A 17,589-nucleotide genomic window follows, 5' to 3' on the forward strand; every position below is an offset into this window, starting at 1 on the left:
CCTGGCAGTACTATGCATCGAGCTTCTAGGTTACCGAGGGGGGAAGCAGCGTGAAGGTCGCCAAGGATCTGGTGGCCGCCTCGGCGACCCCGATCGTGCTCGGCATCCTGGCGGAGGAGGAGAGCTACGGCTACGCGATCCTCAAGCGGATCAACGAGCTGTCCGGTGGCGAGCTGGACTGGACCGAGGGCCTGCTCTACCCGTTGCTGCACCGGCTCGAGCGCCTCGGGCACGTGGAGTCCAGCTGGCGGTCGGCCACCGGCGAACGTCGGCGCAAGTACTACCGCATCACCGACCGGGGCCTGGCTGAACTGGCCGAGCAGCGCCGCCAGTGGGACACCGTCGTCGACGCGCTCAAGGAGATCTGGACCGGCCTCGGTGACCGCGCCGCGCTGCCGGTGATCCCAGTGGAGGGCCACGCATGACAGCACAGGAAGGCCAGGAGGCAGTGGAGACGCAGGCGCTGGAGGCGCAGTTCGCGCAGTGGCGGCACTACGCGCAGCGCCGCCGGGAGCTACAGTCCTCCGACGCGGACGAGCTCGAGGACCATCTCCGCGGTTCCGTCGACGAGCTCGTCATGGCCGGCCTGAGCGCCGACGAGGCGTTCCTGGTCGCGGTCAAGCGGATGGGCAGCCTCGACGAGCTGTCCCGCGAGTTCGCCCGGGAGCATTCGGAACGGCTGTGGAAGCAGCTGGTCCTGACCGGCGGCCCGGACGCGGACACGCGGTCGCGGCGGGACCTGCGGGTGATGGTGCTCTGTGCCGCGGGTGCGGCGGCGTCCGTCAAGGCGCCGGAGCTGTTCGGTATACGGATGACCGATGACGGCTCGGCCTCGTTCTACGGGCCGAACCTCGGCCTGTTCGTGCTGCCCTGGCTGGCCGGCTTCCTCGCCTGGCGCCGCCAGGCCCGACGCCCGCTGATCGGGATCATGGGGGCGCTGTTCGCGCTCGGCGCGGTGGCGGCCAACGTCTATCCCGTCGCCGACAACTCGCAGTCACTGGCCCTCACCAGCATCCACCTCCCGATCGCACTGTGGCTCGTGGTGGGCCTGGCCTACGCCGCGGACGACTGGCGCTCGTCCCGTAGACGTATGGACTTCATCCGCTTCACCGGCGAATGGTTCGTCTACTTCGTCCTCATCGCCCTCGGCGGCGGTGTGCTCACCGTGTTCACGGCCGGCACCTTCGAAGCCATCGGAATCGTCTCGGACGACTTCATCTCGCAGTGGCTCCTTCCCTGTGGAGCGGCAGCCGGGGTCATCGTGGCCGGGTGGCTCGTCGAGGCGAAGCAGAGCGTGGTCGAGAACATCGCCCCGGTGCTCACCAGGCTGTTCACACCGCTGTTCACGGTAGTCCTGCTGGCCTTCCTCGTCGCCGTCTGCTGGACCAGCACCGGCATTGACGTCGAGCGTGACGCGCTGATCCTGTTCGACCTGCTGCTGGTCGTCGTCCTGGGGCTGCTGCTCTACTCGATGTCAGCCCGCGATCCGCTGGCCCCGCCCGACCTGTTCGACAAAATGCAGCTCGCCCTGGTGGTAAGCGCGCTGGCCATCGACGTGCTGGTCCTACTGGCAATCACCGGGCGCATCACCGAGTACGGCACCACGCCCAACAAGGCCGCGGCACTCGGGGAGAACGTCATCCTGCTGGCGAACCTCGCCTGGTCGGCGTGGCTCCTGCTGAGGCTGGTCCGCCGGCACACGCCATTCGCGGCGCTCGAACGCTGGCAGACCTCCTACCTGCCGGTGTACGCCGTCTGGGCCTGGATCGTGGTCCTCGCCTTTCCTCCGTTGTTCGGCTATGCCTGACCGAGGCATCGCCGGGCCCGCCGTCGAAGGCGGAACAAGGGAAGGCAGGACGAGGTAAGGCGGGGAGAGAGACGGGGTGCGCCCCGCGCGGCCGGGTTCTGGCCGGCCGCGCGGGACGAGATCCCTACTCGGGGTCGTAGGCGAGGTTCGGGCGCAGCCAGCGCTCGACGTCGCCGACCGTCAGGCCGCGTCGCGTGGCGTAGTCCTCAACCTGGTCGCGGCCGATGCGCCCGACGGTGAAGTACCGCGACGCCGGGCTGGCGAAGATCAGCCCGCTGACGGCCGCGGCCGGGGTCATCGCGAAGGACTCGGTCAGGCCCAGGCCGACCTGGCCGGCGTCCAGCAGGTCGAACAGGGCCTGCTTCTCGCTGTGGTCGGGGCTCGCCGGGTAGCCGAAGGCGGGGCGGATGCCGCGGAACCGCTCGGCGTGCAGGTCCGCCAGCGCCGGTTCGGACCCCGGCTCGAACCAGGCGCGGCGCGCCTCGAGGTGGACGTACTCGGCGAACGCCTCGGCCAGCCGGTCGGCGAGGGCCTTGACCATGATCGACCGGTAGTCGTCCTGGCGGGCCTCGAAACCGGCCGCCAGCGTGTCCGCGCCGTGGATGGCCACCGCGAACCCGCCGAGGTGGTCGCCGGCCGGGGCCACGTAGTCGGCGAGGCTGCGGTTCGGGCGTCCCGCGGGCTTGGCGGTCTGTTGGCGCAGCATCGGCACCCGCAGCCGGCCCGCCGCGTCGGCACCGGGGCCAGCGTCAGCGCCACCACCGAGATCGATCAGGATGTCGTCGCCGTCCGAGTTGGCCGGCCAGAAGCCGTAGACGCCCTCGGCCCGCAGGGAGCCGTCCGCGATGATCTGGTCGAGCAGCGTGTTGCCCTCGTCGAACAGCTCGCGGGCGACCGGCTGGTCGAGGATCGCCGGGTACTTGCCCTTCAGCTCCCAGGCGAGGAAGAAGAACTGCCAGTCGATCATCTCGCGCAGCGCGGTGAGCTCCGGCGTGACGACGCGGACGCCGGTGAACGCCGGCACGGGCAGCTCGTCGAAGGCGACCTGCTCGCGGTTCGCCCGCGCCTGGGCGAGGGTGAGCAGCGGCTGCTGCTGGCGCTTCTCGTGCTGCTCGCGCAGGTGCTGCTGCTCGTCCCGGTTGCGGACGGCGAGGTCGGCGGCCCGGTCGGTGTCCAGCAGGTCGGAGACCACACCGACGACACGGGAGGCATCCAGCACGTGGACGGTGGTGGCGTCGTAGGCGGGGGCGATGCGCACGGCGGTGTGCTGGCGTGAGGTGGTCGCGCCGCCGATCAGCAGCGGCAGCTTCAGCCCGCGGCGCTGCATCTCGGTGGCCACCGAGACCATTTCGTCCAGTGACGGGGTGATCAGGCCGGACAGGCCGATCGCGTCGGCGCTCTCGGCCACCGCCGTGTCGAGGATGACCTTCGCGGGGACCATCACCCCCAGGTCGATCACCTCGTAGTTGTTGCAGCCCAGGACCACGCCGACGATGTTCTTGCCGATGTCGTGGACGTCGCCCTTGACCGTCGCCATCACCACCTTGCCGTTACCGCTGCGGTCGGTGTTGGCGGTGCCGTCCAGCAGCGCCTGCTGCTTCTCGGCCTCCATGAACGGCTCCAGGTAGGCGACGGAGCGCTTCATCACCCGGGCGCTCTTCACGACCTGCGGCAGGAACATCTTCCCGGAGCCGAACAGGTCCCCGACGATCTTCATGCCGTCCATCAGCGGGCCCTCGATCACGTCGAGGGCGCGGGCCGCGCCGGCGCGGGCCTCCTCCGTGTCGGCCTCGATGAAGTCGACGATGCCGTGCACGAGCGCGTGGGAGAGCCGCTGCTCCACCGGCCCCTCGCGCCAGGACAGGTCCACGACGCGCTTCGTGCCGCTGCCGGTCACCGTCTCGGCGAACGAGACGAGCCGGTCGGTGGCGTCGTCGCGCCGGTCGAAGAGCACGTCCTCGACGAGCTCGAGCAGGTCCGCGGGGATGTCCTGGTAGACCGCGAGCTGGCCGGCGTTCACGATGCCCATGTCGAGCCCGGCCTGCACGGCGTAGAAGAGGAACGCCGAGTGCATCGCCTCGCGGACGACGTCGTTGCCGCGGAAGGAGAACGACAGGTTCGAGATGCCGCCGCTGATGTGCACCCCGGGACAGCGCTGCTTGATCAGCGGCAGCGCGTCGAGGAATGCCTTCGCGTAGCCGTTGTGCTCGGCGATGCCGGTGGCGACGGCGAGCACGTTCGGGTCGAAGACGATGTCCTCGGCCGGGAACCCGACCCGCTGGGTGAGCAGGTCGTAGGCGCGGCCGCAGATGGCCACCTTGCGCTCGGCGGTCTCGGCCTGGCCCTGCTCGTCGAAGGCCATCACGACGACGCCGGCACCGAAGTCGCGGATGCGCCGGGCCTGCTCGAGGAAGGGCTCCTCACCCTCCTTGAGGCTGATCGAGTTGACCACGCCCTTGCCCTGCACGCAGCGCAGCCCCGCCTCCAGCACACTCCAGCGCGAGCTGTCGATCATGATGGGCAGTCGGGCCGCCTCCGGCTCGGTGGCCAGCAGGTTCAGGAAGGTCGTCATCGCCCGCTCGCTGTCGAGCAGGTCGGCGTCCATGTTGACGTCGAGCAGGTTCGCGCCGCCGCGCACCTGCTCCAGGGCGACGTCGATGGCGCCCTGGAAGTCGTTGCCCTCGATCAGCCGGCGGAACCGCGCCGACCCGGTGACGTTGGTGCGCTCGCCGATCATGACGAACCCGGTGTCCGGGCCGATCTCGAACGGCTCCAGCCCGCTGAACCGGGTGCGCGGCGGCAGCGCCGGAACCGGGCGCGGTGCCGCGCCGGCGACCGCGGCGGCGATCCGCGCGATGTGCGCCGGGGTCGTCCCGCAGCAGCCGCCGACGATGTTGACCATGCCCGCCTCGGCGAACTCGCCGATCAGCCGGCCGGCCTCCTCCGGGGACTGGTCGTAGCCGCCGAACGCGTTCGGCAGGCCGGCGTTGGGATGGCAGGCCGTGTACGTCCCGGCGAGGCGGGCGAGGTCGGCGACGTGCGGGCGCATCTCGTCGGCGCCCAGCGAGCAGTTCACCCCGACGACCAGCGGGTTCGCGTGCGCGATGGAGCTCCAGAACGCCTCGACGGTCTGCCCCGACAGCGTCCGCCCGCTCAGGTCGACGATCGTCACCGAGATCCACAGCGGCAGCTGGGGCGCGACATCGCGGGCGGCGGCGATCGCGGCCTTCGCGTTGAGCGTGTCGAAGATCGTCTCGATGAGGAGCAGGTCGACCCCGCCCTCGGCGAGAGCCTCGATCTGCTCGGCGTAGGAGTCCCGGACCTCGTCGAAGGTTGCCGCCCGGTAGGCCGGGTCCTCGACCCGCGGCGACAGCGAGAGCGCGACGTTCAGCGGCCCGATCGACCCGGCGACGAACCGCCGCCCGCCCGCCTCGTCGGCGGCCTGGCGGGCCAGCTGCGCGCCCCGCACGTTCATCTCCCGCACGAGCGACTGCAGGCCATAGTCGGCCTGGGCGATGCTCGTCGCGGTGAACGTGTTCGTGGTCGTGATGTCCGCGCCGGCCGCCAGGTACTGCCGGTGCACGTCGAGAATGACATCCGGCCGGGTCAGGTTCAGCAGGTCCGGGTCGCCGCTGACGTCCTTCGGGTGGTCGGCGAACCGCTCCGTGCGGTAGTCGGCGGGGGTGAGGCCGGCGTTCTGCAGCATCGTGCCCCAGGCCCCGTCGAGGACGACGACCCGCTGCTCCAGCAGCTCCCGCAGCGCCTGTTCGCTGCCGGTGGCCGCCGGCCGGACGGCACCGCCGCCTTCGGGCCGTGCGCCGGCGCCGGCCTCGGCTTGCTCGCCTCCGACAGCGCCGGCGGGGACCGACACCTCGTCGAGCGATCCGGATCCTGCCATCGCGCACACCTCCCGGTTGTGGGAGGCGCCCTTGCGGATGAGGTTCCGATCGAGCGTGGCGGACCTCGGTCCGTTGCAGCGCCCCTCGACCGGCATCGACGATACCGTGCCGTCCGCGCGCCGCGGGGCGGGGCTCGACCGGCCGGGTGAACGGTCAGCTCAGCGGATCGGCCGTACCCGGCGGGTCGGTCACCGCCCGATGACCCGCCAGCGCCGGGGTGTCAGCCGGGGCCAGGTGGTCGGTCAGCAGCGTGCGCAGCGCGAGCCGTTCGCTCCACATCGGTGCTGTCGCCGGGAACACATGTGACCGGGCGGCGGGAAGAGCCGCGGCGAGGGCCAGCGCCGTCTCCGTGCGGTGGATGAGGTCGCCCTCCTGGCCGACGACCAGCGTCCGCGCGCGCACCCGCGCCAGCCGGGCGCGGTCCGGGACGGGCGCGTTCCCCGGCCGCTCGGTGGGCGCCGAGCAGGCCATCAGCATGAGCGCGTACGCGCGCAGGTAGACGGCGCCGCCGCGGGCGTCCCGAAGCTCCGGGGACATGCACCGCGCGATCTCGGCCCGCAGCTCCGCCGGGTCACCGGCCAGCCTGGCGACGTGGACGCGCCGGAACATCTCGTGGATCTCGGCCGGGATCGGCTCGTCGACGGCCGGGGGCAGCAGCAGCGCCATCGCCGTGAACAGGTCCGGTTCGCCGTCGGCCAGGGCGAGCAGCGCGCCCGCGCCCATGCTCTGCCCGACCGCCGCGCTGGCCCCCACCGCGCGGGCGACGCCGGCCAGCTCCTCGGCGAGGTCGGCGTACGTCCAGCCGTTCGGCCGGGGCGACGAGCCCCCGTAGCCGCGGAAGTTCACCGCGACCAGCGTCCCGGGGACACCGGCCACCGTCGGCAGCATGACCCGCGCCGACGCCCCCCACGCGTGCGCGACCAGCACCACCGGCTCCCCGTCGCCTACGACGAGCACCTCGTTCACGGCACCTCGGGCGCCCACCGCCCGCACCTCCGGCGCCCGCCCGTTCGTCCGTGCCCTCACCGACACCCGCTTTCCCGACCCGTTCCGACACCCACGTTCCGACATCCACCATCGTGGACGTCCCCGGCCCACGCCCCGCGCACGGCCGCCTCGACGAGCGGGCCCGCCGCGGCCGCCATCCCGGCGATGCTCATTCCACGGTGCTCATCCCGGTGGCGCCGCGCCGCACACGCGCCCTACGGCGCCGCGGACGCCGGGTCACCCGTCCGAGTCGCCGTGGGCGTCGCGGGGCCGGACCCCACCGCGGCTGGCGCCGAGGTGGCCGGCTGCGTGGTGGCCGGCTGCGAGGTGGCCGGTGGAGACATGGCCGGCTTTGAGGTGGCCGGTGTCGACGTGGCTGGCGGCGAGGCGGCCGGTGGAGTGGCGGCCCGGACGGGAGTTCTCGGTGTGCCGGCGGGCGATCCGGTAGACGGCCCGGGTGCGGACGCCGGCGGCTTCGGGGACGGCGCGTGCCCGGTGGGCGGAGTGCCGGTGGCCGCCGGGCGGGCGACGAAGGCTTTCACGTTCACCTGGCTGACCAGCAGCCGCACCGTGTACACGCGCCCGGACTCGGCATGCGCCTCGAGGGTGAGGACGAACCTTCCCGCGGGCAGGCCCGCCGCGGCGAGGTCCCCGCCGGCGAGCCGCGCGAGCAGGGTCGGCTTCTCCTCCCCGGGCGTCGTTCCAGCGGCCCCGGACGCCGCTCCCGTGCCCCCGGGCGCTGCCTGCGCGGGCCGGTCCGGCTCGGCGGGAATCGTGATCTCGCTTCTCGCGATCGGGCGCCCGGCCTCCGTCGCGGCGGTGGCCACCACCCGCAGTGGTCCGGCCGGAGCCGGGCGGCGCGCCGAGGTCAGGTCCAGCGCCTCGAAGCCGGCGGCGGTGCCGTCGAGCTCGACCGGTGTGACGGCGAGATCGGTGACCGCGATACCAAGGTCGCGCAGTGCCGCGGACACCGGCTCCTCGCCGACCCCGCCCCCGTCACCCGGCCGGTGCTCCTCCGGGACGACCTCGACGCGGGGCCCTCCGTCCCCGCCGGCAGGCAGCGACGGCCCCGGCCCGGCCGGGGGCTCACTGGGGGCCGGCGTGCCCGGTTCGGCCGGCGCGGTGGGCTCAGCTGGCGCGGTGGGCTCAGCCGGCGCGGTGGGCTCAGCCGGCGTCGTGGGCCCGGCTGGGACCAGGGGGCCGCCAGCCGGCTCCGGGGCGGTCAGCTCCGGGACAGCCGGCTCCGGGTCACCGGCCTGCGCCGGCTCGCCGGGCAGCGCGGTCGCGCCCTTCTCCCGATAGGCGGTCATCCAGGTCAGCACGGCGTTCACATAGGACGTCGACGGGTTGTAGGAGAAGATCGCCGCGCGCAGCTGGTCCGGCCGGCTCACGTCCCGCCCGTGGGCGCAGAGGTAGCCGCCCGCGGCGAGCGTCGCGTCGTGGATGTTCTGCGGATCGCGGCGGCCGTCGCCCGACCCGTCCCGGCCCGACGTCCGCCAGGTGGTCGGGATGAACTGCATCGGGCCGACCGCGCGGTCCAGCGTGGTGTCGCCGTCGAACACGCCGTCGTCCGAGTCGCGGATCAGCGCGCGCCCATCCCGGCCGTCGAGGACGGGACCGAGGATCGGCCGGGTCACCGTGCCGTCGTCGGCCATCGGCCGGCCCGCCGCGTGGCCGGACTCGATCTTCCCGATGGCGGCGAGGAGTTCCCACGGGAGGTGGCAGCCGGGCAGCTCCCGTTCGACGCGCCCGGCGGCCTGGCGGTAGGCGTCGAGGACGCGGTCGGGGACGCCCCGCCCACCCGTGATGACAGTGCCCGCCGGCCCCGAGCCGTCGTCGCTCCCGCTCCCGCGGCCGGCGCTCCCGTCCCCGCCGGTCTCGTCCCCCGGGGCGGTCGTCGCGTCGGTACCGCCATCGCCGGCCGCACCAGAGTCCTCTCCGAGTGGGTCGAGGCCCGCGGGGATCTCGGTGAGGCTCGCCACGTCGGTCGGCGCCGTGCCCGGCGGCTTGGAATCCGCCAGGTTCCACCGGCCGGCCTGATCGGATGGCAACGGCTCCGACTCCGGCCGGGCCGCCGCGCCGGAGCAGAGCAGCAGCAGCCCCGCCGTGGCGACCACTGGCAACGCCGTCCGGACGCGGCCGTTACGGGGCTGCTGCCGGGGCCGCCGGTGGCGGCCGCCCGGCGTGTCGCCATCCGCCGGTGTCATCGGATCGGGCGAGGGTCAGGATCCGCCGGGAAGTACCACATCCGTACAATTGTGGCTGCCCAGCGCGACCATCGGGCGAAGAACAGGTGACATGAACGCGATCCGCCGCTCTGCGGACGCCGCGCTCAGCCCTCCTGCGCCGGCGGGCAGAGGCAGAACGGGTGGCCGGCCGGGTCGAGCAGCACCCGCCAGCGCTCGCCCCCCGGCTGGAATTCGGCCTGCGTCGCCCCAAGCTTCTCCGCGAGGCTGATCGAGGCCTCCAGATCCGCCACGCGGAAGTCGAGGTGGACCTGCTGGGGCGCGGACTGGTCGGGCCAGCTCGGCGGCTGGTAGCTCTCGACGCGCTGGAAGCCGATCATGATTTCGGTGCCCGGCGGGCTCAGGAACGCCCAGGCGCCCTCCTCGTCCGCGCCGCCGACGCCCCAGCCCGTCAGCTCGCCGTAGAAGGCCGCCAGATCCTTCGCGTTCGGGCAGTCGAGCATCAGCCCTGCCCAGGTCACGGGCGCGGCCTGGCTGGGCTGGGCGATCTCCGTGGTTGCCATGGTCGAACTCCTTCGCTCGTTGGTTCCACGCGTCGGTGCGCTGTCAACACCCATCCTGGCGTCGATAACTGACTTCTCCTGTCAGGTATCGCCGGGAGATGACAGAGGGAGACGGGGGAGAATTCGGTCGTGCGTGCCAGCCGGCTCCTCTCCGTCCTCCTGCTGCTGCAGACCCGCGGCCGGCTGACGGCCCGTGAGATGGCCGCCGAGCTGGAGGTGTCGGTCCGCACGGTCTACCGGGACCTGGACGCGCTCGCCGAGGCCGGCGTCCCGGTGCTGGCGGAGCGTGGGGCCACCGGCGGTTACGAGCTGCTCGCCGGCTACCGCACCCGGCTGACCGGGCTGACCTCGGACGAGGCCGACTCCCTGCTGTTCGCCGGGCTCCCGGACGCCGCCGCCGAGCTCGGTTTCGGCGCGGTCGCCGCCGCCGCCGAGCTCAAGCTGCTCGCCGCGCTCCCGGCCGAGGCCCGTGAGCGGGCACTTCGGGTGCGGGAGCTGTTCCACCTCGACGCGCCCGGCTGGTTCCGCGCCGCCGAGCCGGTGCCGCTGCTCGCAGAGGTCGCCGGTGCGGTGTGGGGGCGGCGGCGCATCCGGATCACCTACCTGCGTTGGCGCGCACCGCGCCGGGTCGTCCGCGAGCTGGAGCCGCTCGGCGTGGTCCTCAAGAGCGGCACCTGGTATGTCGTAGCCGCCGCCTGCCCCGGCGACGGCCGGGCCGACATCGCGGACGCTCCACCCGCGGAGACACCGGAGACACCGGAGACACCGGAGACGGCGGAGGCGTTCGAGGCGTCCGTGCGGGTGTACCGGGTCGCGAGGATTCTCGGTCTCGAGGCGATGCCGGAGACGTTCGAACGGCCGGAGCGGTTCGACCTGGCGGCCTACTGGGAGCAGTGGACCGCCAGGTACGAGGCCGGCGTCTACCGGGGGACCGCCACGGTGCGCCTGTCGCCGGAGGGCCGGCGGATGGTTCCCTTCCGGCTCGCCCCGGCGGTGGCGCGGGCCGTCGAGCAGACCGCGGGCGACCCCGACGCCGACGGCTGGGTGCGCGCCGAGCTCCCGATCGAGTCGGTCCGGCACGCCCGAGGCGACCTGCTCGTCCTCGGCCCTGAGCTGGAGGTGCTCGATCCCCCGGAGCTGCGGGCGGCGATGGCGGACGCGGTCGCGGGCCTGACGGCGTTCTACGGCCCGCCCGCGAACCCGCCCGCGTGCTGAGATGACCGGCCCCCGGCCCGGCCCGGCCCCCGGCCGGGAAGCGCTGGCATGCTGAACGGATAACGCGCGGACCACAGTGGTAGTCGCGCGAGGAGGAGCGCAGCGCATGACGACGTCCGCCCCCGAATCCGAGCGCGCCCAGGTGATCGGGGACGTCTTCACGGCGGCGTTCGGCGAGCTGATGGCCGCCGAGCCGGGCGCGTTCCGGCGCAAGTTCCGGAAGATGGCGGCCTCGCCGTTCGCGTTCTACCGGGGTTCGGCCGCGCTTTTCTACGCCGACGTCCACGACATCGACGACCCGTTCCTCGACGAGCGGACGAGCCGGGTGTGGATCCACGGTGACCTGCACGCGGAGAACTTCGGCACCTACATGAGCAGCAACGGCGTGCTGGTCTTCAACGTCAACGACTTCGACGAGGCCTACGTCGGGCCGTTCCGCTGGGACCTGCGCCGGCTGGTGGCGAGCCTCGCGCTGCTGGGCCGCGCCAAGGCGCTCAGCGACGCCGTGATCACGGGCCTCGTCGAGGCCTGCGCGGACGCCTACCGGGAGAAGATCCGCGACCTCGCCGAGGGCGGGTCGTCGGCGGACCTGCTGACCCGGACGTCCACCTCGGGCGTGGTGCACGCGTTCCTGCAGCAGGCACGGCGCTCCACCCGGGTCGGCCTGCTCGACGACCTCACGGTGGTCGAGCACTACGACCGGCGCTTCGCGCGGGTCGACGGCGTCACCGCGGTTGACGAGGAGACCCGCGCGAAGGTCCTCGAGGCGTTCGACCGCTACCTGGCGACGGTGCCGCCGGGCCGGCGCACCCGCCCGGTGTCGCTGACCGTCAAGGACGTCGTCGCCCGGCGCGGGGTGGGCATCGGCAGCGCCGGCCTGCCGTCCTACAACCTGCTGGTCGAGGGCCAGACCGAGGCGCTCGACAACGACGTCGTCCTGTACATGAAGCAGGGGCAGGTCCCGGCGGTCAGCCGCTTCGTCTCCGACGAACGGATCCGGGAGTACTTCCACCACCAGGGCCATCGGACGGCCGTCTCGCAGCGGGCGCTGCAGGCCGACAGCGACACCTGGCTCGGCCACACCGAGGTCGACGGCGTCGGCCAGCTCGTCGCCGAGGTGTCGCCGTACGCCCAGGATCTGGACTGGTCCGAGGTGAACGAGCGGGAGCAGATGTTCGCCCTGGTCGCCGACCTCGGCCGGTCGACCGCGCGGATGCACGCCGTCGCCGACGACGAGAGCGAGCACGACCTGGTCAGCTTCTCCACCGAGGACGCGATCCACGAGGCGATCTCGGCGGACGAGAAGGCGTTCACGGCGTCCCTGGTCGAGTTCGCGCACGACTACGGCGCCCAGGTCCACCACGACCACGCGCTGTTCGTCGACATGTTCCGCAACGGGCAGATCATCGACGTCGACTGAGACCGCGGGCCGGCCAGGCGCCGACCCGTCGGCGCCTGGCCGCGCGCCTGCCCGCCGGGGCGGTCAGACGCCGAGGAAGTCCAGCACGGCGTTCATCGCCCGCGGGTTGGCCTGCACGGAATAGTGGTCCGCGCCCTCGATGGTCCGTCCGGTGGCCTTGGGGAACAGCGCGGCCAGCTCCTCGGGTGAGCCCGCCCCCTCGTCCCGCTCGCCGGTGACGATCAGGACCTCGCAGCCGACGGTGGCCAGCTCGGCCGTGGTGAGCGTCCGCCTCGGCCGGCGGGCGAACGCGTCCACCGCCGCCATGTCGTTGCCGGCGCGCCGGGCGAGCCCGCGGATCAGGCGGGCCAGGATGTCGGTGCCGTCGTCCTCGGACGGTGTGGCACCGAGAACCGGGCCCCGCTGCGGGCGGGGCTCCAGCAGCCGTGGGCCGACGCCCATCAGGGCGAGCCGGTTGAACGGCGCCAGCCCGCGCACCGCGCACTCGAGCAACAGGTGGGCGCCGGCGGAGAAGCCCACGGCGTCGACGGCGCCGCGCCCGGCGAACGCCTCGGCGATCTCGGCGGCGGCGTCGGGGTAGGCCGCCGGATCGGTGTCCCGGCGGGAGCGGCCGTGTCCGGGCAGGTCGACCGCGACGACCTCACGGCCCGTCTCCTGGAGCAGGTCGATCCAGCCGGCTGCACGCCAGCCGTGTTCGCTCGACGACGCGAGGCCGTGGACGAGAACCACCGGCGCGATGTCAGCCATGCCCGAACAGTAAGCCCAGATCACCGGCCGGCGCTTCCGATTCCGTGACGTCGGCCCACTGACCCGGACACATCTGGTCAGGCTGGACTTGTAAGTCTAGGCTGACGGAATGTTCGCTGACGCTGAGATCGTCGAGGCGGACGCCGCCGGGCCCGTCGAACTCGCCGACCTCCTCGAGATCGCGGCCGGGCTGCGGCTGAGCATGAGCCTGCTGGGGCGGCGGCTGCGTCTGGTGCAGCCCGACGGTGAGCTGACCGTCGGGGAGATCGCGGCCCTGGTGCGCCTTGAGCGCGGCGGCCCGACCACCGCCGCGGCCCTCGCGAAGCAGGAGACGATCAGCCCGCAGTCGATGGGGGCGACCCTGGGCGGCCTGGAGGAGCGTGGCCTCGTCGAACGCCGGCCCGATCCCGACGACGGCCGCCGGGTGATCCTCTCGCTCGCCGACGCCGGCCGCGAGGCGCTGCGGGACAGGCGAAACGCCCGCAGCGAGCAGCTCGCGCGGGCGCTGTCCAGCGGCTTCGACGACGACGAGCTGGCCTGCCTGAAGGCCGCCGCGCCGCTGCTCGAGCGCCTGGCGCAGCGCATCTGATGGCGGCCGTCACCAAGCACGGCGATCGCCGCTGGGCCGTCCTGGCGAACACGACCGCCGCGGTCTTCATGTCGGCGCTCGACGGCTCCATCGTCCTGATCGCCCTGCCGCCGATCTTCCTCGGCATCGACCTGGATCCGCTGGCGCCCGGTAACGTGAGCTATCTGCTCTGGATGATCATGGGATACCGCCTGGTGCAGGCGGTGCTCGTCGTGCCGCTGGGGCGGCTGGGCGACATGTTCGGCCGGGTGCGGATCTACAACGCCGGCTTTGTGGTCTTCACCGTCGCCTCCATCCTGCTGTCCTTCGATCCCTTCCACGGGCGCAGCGCCGCGATGTGGCTGATCGGCTGGCGCGTGCTGCAGGCAGTCGGCGGCTCCATGCTGGCCGCCAACTCGGCCGCGATCCTCACCGACGTGTTCCCGCCCGACCAGCGCGGTCTGGCGCTCGGCATCAACCAGGTCGCCGCGCTCGCCGGGCAGTTCATCGGCCTGGTCGCCGGCGGGGTGCTGGCGGTCCTGGACTGGCGGGCGGTGTTCTGGGTGAACGTGCCCGTCGGTGTCTTCGGCACCATCTGGGCCTACCGGACGCTGCGCGAGCCCGAGCGCCGGGACCGCCCGGAACGGGGCCGCTTCGACTGGTGGGGCAACATCACCTTCTCGGTGGGCCTGGGGGCGGTGCTGATCGCCGTCACCGAGGGCCTGCAGCCCTACAAGAACCACGCGATGGCCTGGAGCAGCCCCAAGGTCCTGGTGCTGCTCATCGGGGGAGTGGCGCTGCTGGCAGCCTTCGTCGTGATCGAGAAGCGGTTCGAGTCGCCGATGTTCGAGCTCTCGCTGTTCCGAATCCGGGCCTTCAGCGCCGGGAACGCGGCCGGCCTGGCGGTGTCGGTCGCGCGCGGCGGTCTGCAGTTCATGCTGATCATCTGGCTGCAGGGGATCTGGCTGCCCCTGCACGGCTACGACTTCGACGACACCCCGTTCTGGGCCGGAATCTACCTGTTGCCACTGACCGCCGGTGTCCTCGTGGCGGGCCCGCTGTCGGGGTTCCTGTCCGACCGCTCCGGCGCCCGCGGCCTGGCCACCACCGGGATGCTGGTGTTCGCGGGCAGCTTCGTCGGCCTCATGCTGCTGCCCGTCAACTTCTCCTACTGGGCGTTCGGCCTGCTGATCACCGTGAACGGCATCGGCGCCGGGATGTTCGCCGCGCCGAACTCGTCCTCGATCATGAGCAGCGTCCCGGCGCACCTGCGCGGGGTCGGATCCGGGATGCGCTCGACCTTCCAGAACGCCGGTGGCGCGCTGTCCATCGGGCTCTTCTTCTCACTCATGGTCGCCGGGCTGGCGGGCAGCCTGCCGGGAGCCTTCTCCGCCGGCCTGCGGGCGGAGGGCGTGTCCGCCGACGTCGCCCAGCAGGTCGGTTCCCTGCCCCCGGTCGCGTCGCTGTTCGCCGCGGTGCTCGGCCTGAACCCGGTCGAGCACCTGCTGAGCTCGACCGGCACGCTGGACGACCTGACGCCGGACCACCGGGCGACCGTCACCGGCCGCGAGTTCTTCCCCCACCTCATCTCGACGCCGTTCCACGACGGCCTCGTCGTCGTGTTCGTGGCCTCGGCCCTGCTCGGCCTCATCGCCGCGGCGGCGTCGGTGCTGCGCGGTGCCCACCATGTCGAGCGGGACCCGCTCGAGCCGGTCCCGCTCGCGGTGGGCCTCCTCGAGTCGGTGCCGGCGGAGCCCGTCCTCCTCGAGGCGTCGGGCCGTGATCGGGTCGGGACCGGTGCTGCCGGGGCCGACGTAGCTGGGGCCGACGTAGCTGGGGCCGAGGTGCCCGGGGCGGACTCGCCCGGGGCCGACGCGGCCGGTCCCGGGCCCGAAGCGTCGGGTCCGGCCGGGCCGGGTCCGGGCGCGACCGGACCGCTCAGGGGCGGCCCCCCGGGGTGACCAGTCCCGTCTCGTAGGCGACGACGACCGCCTGCACCCGGTCCCGCAGCCGCAGTTTGCCGAGGATCCGGGCCACATGAGTCTTCACCGTGGCCTCACTGAGCTGGAAACGTGCGGCCAGCTCGGCGTTGCTCAGACCACGCGCGAGGAACCGGAGGACCTCGAGCTCCCGCGGGGTGAGCGTCGCCAGGTCGCGGTGCGTCGCGGCGGCCACCCGCTCCGGTGATGCGAACCGTTCCACCAACCGGCGGGTGATCGTCGGCGCGAGCAGCGCGTCCCCCGCGCGGACCAGCCGGACGGCGGCCACCAGCTGTTCGGGACTGACGTCCTTGAGCAGGAAGCCGCTGGCCCCGGCGGTCAGCGCCGCGTAGACGTACTGGTCGACGTCGAACGTCGTCAGGATGATCACCCGGGGCGCCTCCGCCGTGCCGCTCAGGATCCGGCGGGTGGCCTCCAGCCCGTCCATCACCGGCATGCGGATGTCCATGAGCACGACGTCCGGGCGGGTCCGCCGGACAGCGTCGACGGCCTGGGCGCCGTCGGCGGCGTCGGCGGCCACCTCGATCCCGTCGGCGGTGAGGATCATCCGGAACCCGGCCCGGACCAGCGCCTGGTCGTCGGCGACGACCACCCGTGGCGGGGTCACGGACCGTCCAGCGGGATCTCGGCCAGCACCCGGTACCCGCCGGTCGGGCGCGGGCCCGCCGCCAGCGTGCCGCCGTAGACGGCGAGCCGTTCCCGCAGGCCGAGCAGCCCGGCGCCGCTGCCCGCCCCGGCGGCCGCCGCCCGGACGCCGCCGCTGTCGGTCACCTCGACCCGGACCAGACCCGGTGCGTAGACCACGGCGACCCGGACCCGCGCCCCGGCGGCGTGCCTGACGGCATTGGTCAGGGCCTCCTGCACCACGCGGAACGCGGCCAGGTCGACGCCGGCGGGCAACGGCACCGGCGTTCCCGTCGCACTCAGCTCGACGTCCACTCCGGTGTCGCGAACGCGCCGCACCAGCTCGTCGACCCGGCCGAGCCCCGGCTGTGGGCTGGGGCCCGGGCCGTCGTCCCCCCCATCCGGGGCACCGCCACTCATCGTCAGCAGGCCCATCACGTGACGCAGCTCGGTCATCGCGCTGCGGCCGCTGGTCTCGACCGCACGGATGGCCTCGCGCGCCAGATCGGGGTTGGCATCGAGCACCTTGCGGGCGGCGCCGGCCTGGATCACCATCACGCTCACATTGTGGGTGACGACGTCGTGCAGCTCGCGTGCGATGCGGGCCCGCTCCTGATCGGTGGCCTGCCGGCTCGCCGCGGCCCGTTCCGCCTCCTGCACCCGCGCGCGCTGAGTGCGGGTGTGGGCGGCGTTCGCCGCGAGGCCGAGCGGGATCAGGACCAGGAAGGGAAAGTAGTCAGAGCTGATCCTGGGGATCGTCGTGTGGTGGCCGAGCGTGAGCAGCACGGCACCACCGGCGATGCCCGCCGCCGCCCACGCTCGGTGCGGGCTGTACATCGCCGCGCTGTACCCGGCTATCAGGCAGGCCGTGAAGGTGAACGTCGTCAGGTCATCGATGTGCACGTCCAGCTGGAGTAACGACGCGGCGGCGATGACGCACCCGTAGGTCGCCAGCGGGAACCGCCGCCGCGCGGCCAGCGGTAGCGCGGCGAGGACGGCCAGCGCCAGCTGCCAGTCGGCGACCGGCGTCTGGACGGCGACGAACTGCGATGGGAACACCTGAGCCGGGCCCGCGCGTGACGGCACCTCCCGCGGTTCCGGGGCCACCGGCGGTACCGGTGCTGCCGGCGGTACCGGTTCCACTGGTGGTACCGGTTCCACCGGTGGTACGGGGGTCACCCGTGTGAGCGGGAGGACCGGTCGACTCTGCCGTTCGACGCGTGCCGACTGCGAGGTCCCCGGTGCGGGCACCGCGAGGAGGCGGTCACCGTTGATGGCGGTCACCACGCCCAGGGCCAGCACCAGGGCGAGGATCGCGTCGGCCACCCACGCCCAGACGGTGAGGCTGGCCGGGCCGGCCCGTTCCCGATGCCGCCGGATCGCCGCCCAGATCACCGGCCCAGTCTGGCAAGAGCGGCGTCCGTCCACATCCGCTGAGGTGCGCAGTGGCCGTACATCGCCGGCCTACCTCGCAGGGATGACGTCGCGCCCGGTGCGCCGGGCGGAGGAGCGGACATCGGCGCGACGGCCGACGCGCCCGCCCCGCGCCGGCCCCTAGCGTCCCGACCGACGC

At 73.1% G+C, this 17,589-nt stretch carries 13 protein-coding genes and 1 riboswitch; of the genes, 6 read left to right on the top strand and 7 right to left on the bottom strand.

The features are described 5' to 3' along the window. Positions 1 to 50 precede the first annotated feature (50 nt). On the top strand, positions 51 to 425 hold the full coding sequence (locus tag E0504_RS26400) for a PadR family transcriptional regulator (RefSeq protein WP_071060168.1): 375 nt from the start codon (positions 51 to 53) through the stop codon (positions 423 to 425). Further along, positions 422 to 1,807 (top strand): permease prefix domain 1-containing protein, encoded by a 1,386-nt coding sequence (locus E0504_RS26405; protein WP_112104617.1) that lies wholly within the window; start codon positions 422 to 424, stop codon positions 1,805 to 1,807. Before E0504_RS26400 ends, E0504_RS26405 begins: the two co-directional genes overlap by 4 nt. Positions 1,808 to 1,931: 124 nt before the next feature. On the opposite strand, the gene metH is transcribed toward E0504_RS26405, so the two are convergent. From metH to E0504_RS26425, 4 genes are all read right to left on the bottom strand, one after another. After that, entirely contained in the window at positions 1,932 to 5,705 is a 3,774-nt protein-coding gene (gene metH / locus E0504_RS26410) for a methionine synthase (protein ID WP_112104616.1), read from the bottom strand. A gap of 16 nt (positions 5,706 to 5,721) precedes the next feature. Beyond that, positions 5,722 to 5,798, bottom strand: a riboswitch (S-adenosyl-L-homocysteine riboswitch). A 61-nt stretch (positions 5,799 to 5,859) separates the two neighbouring features. Continuing rightward, entirely contained in the window at positions 5,860 to 6,732 is an 873-nt protein-coding gene (locus E0504_RS26415; protein ID WP_243657626.1) for an alpha/beta fold hydrolase, read from the bottom strand. 176 nt (positions 6,733 to 6,908) lie between these two features. After that, on the bottom strand, positions 6,909 to 8,810 hold the full coding sequence (locus tag E0504_RS26420; protein ID WP_243657627.1) for a lytic murein transglycosylase: 1,902 nt from the start codon (positions 8,808 to 8,810) through the stop codon (positions 6,909 to 6,911). Positions 8,811 to 9,025: 215 nt separating this feature from the next. Then, complete coding sequence (locus tag E0504_RS26425; protein ID WP_131626027.1) at positions 9,026 to 9,442, bottom strand: VOC family protein; 417 nt, start codon at positions 9,440 to 9,442, stop codon at positions 9,026 to 9,028. 129 nt (positions 9,443 to 9,571) lie between these two features. Between E0504_RS26425 and E0504_RS26430 the strand changes: the two genes are divergently transcribed. Together E0504_RS26430 and E0504_RS26435 are read left to right on the top strand one after the other, a co-directional pair. Next, positions 9,572 to 10,657, top strand: a complete 1,086-nt coding sequence (locus tag E0504_RS26430; protein WP_131626028.1) for a YafY family protein — start codon at positions 9,572 to 9,574, stop codon at positions 10,655 to 10,657. Between the two features lie 106 nt (positions 10,658 to 10,763). Beyond that, positions 10,764 to 12,077, top strand: coding sequence for a DUF2252 domain-containing protein (locus E0504_RS26435; RefSeq protein ID WP_071060174.1), 1,314 nt, complete (start codon positions 10,764 to 10,766; stop codon positions 12,075 to 12,077). A 63-nt stretch (positions 12,078 to 12,140) separates the two neighbouring features. Here the strand turns inward: E0504_RS26435 and E0504_RS26440 are convergent, their stop codons facing one another. Then, a complete protein-coding gene (locus tag E0504_RS26440) occupies positions 12,141 to 12,824 on the bottom strand; it encodes an alpha/beta fold hydrolase (RefSeq protein WP_071060175.1) in 684 nt (227 codons plus the stop codon). Positions 12,825 to 12,933: 109 nt separating this feature from the next. Between E0504_RS26440 and E0504_RS26445 the strand changes: the two genes are divergently transcribed. Both E0504_RS26445 and E0504_RS26450 read left to right on the top strand, forming a co-directional pair. Further along, positions 12,934 to 13,413, top strand: coding sequence for a MarR family winged helix-turn-helix transcriptional regulator (locus E0504_RS26445; RefSeq protein ID WP_071060176.1), 480 nt, complete (start codon positions 12,934 to 12,936; stop codon positions 13,411 to 13,413). Beyond that, a complete protein-coding gene (locus tag E0504_RS26450) occupies positions 13,413 to 15,353 on the top strand; it encodes an MFS transporter (RefSeq protein ID WP_112104610.1) in 1,941 nt (646 codons plus the stop codon). The genes E0504_RS26445 and E0504_RS26450 overlap by 1 nt, the downstream gene beginning before the upstream one ends. Here the strand turns inward: E0504_RS26450 and E0504_RS26455 are convergent. Then, positions 15,331 to 15,999, bottom strand: a complete 669-nt coding sequence (locus E0504_RS26455) for a response regulator transcription factor (protein WP_083390750.1) — start codon at positions 15,997 to 15,999, stop codon at positions 15,331 to 15,333. The two genes, E0504_RS26450 and E0504_RS26455, sit on opposite strands and share 23 nt — an antisense overlap. Then, entirely contained in the window at positions 15,996 to 17,411 is a 1,416-nt protein-coding gene (locus tag E0504_RS26460) for a sensor histidine kinase (RefSeq protein ID WP_235013552.1), read from the bottom strand. Before E0504_RS26460 ends, E0504_RS26455 begins: the two co-directional genes overlap by 4 nt. Between the last annotated feature and the right edge of the window lie 178 nt (positions 17,412 to 17,589).

Source organism: Parafrankia sp. BMG5.11 (assembly GCF_004337455.1).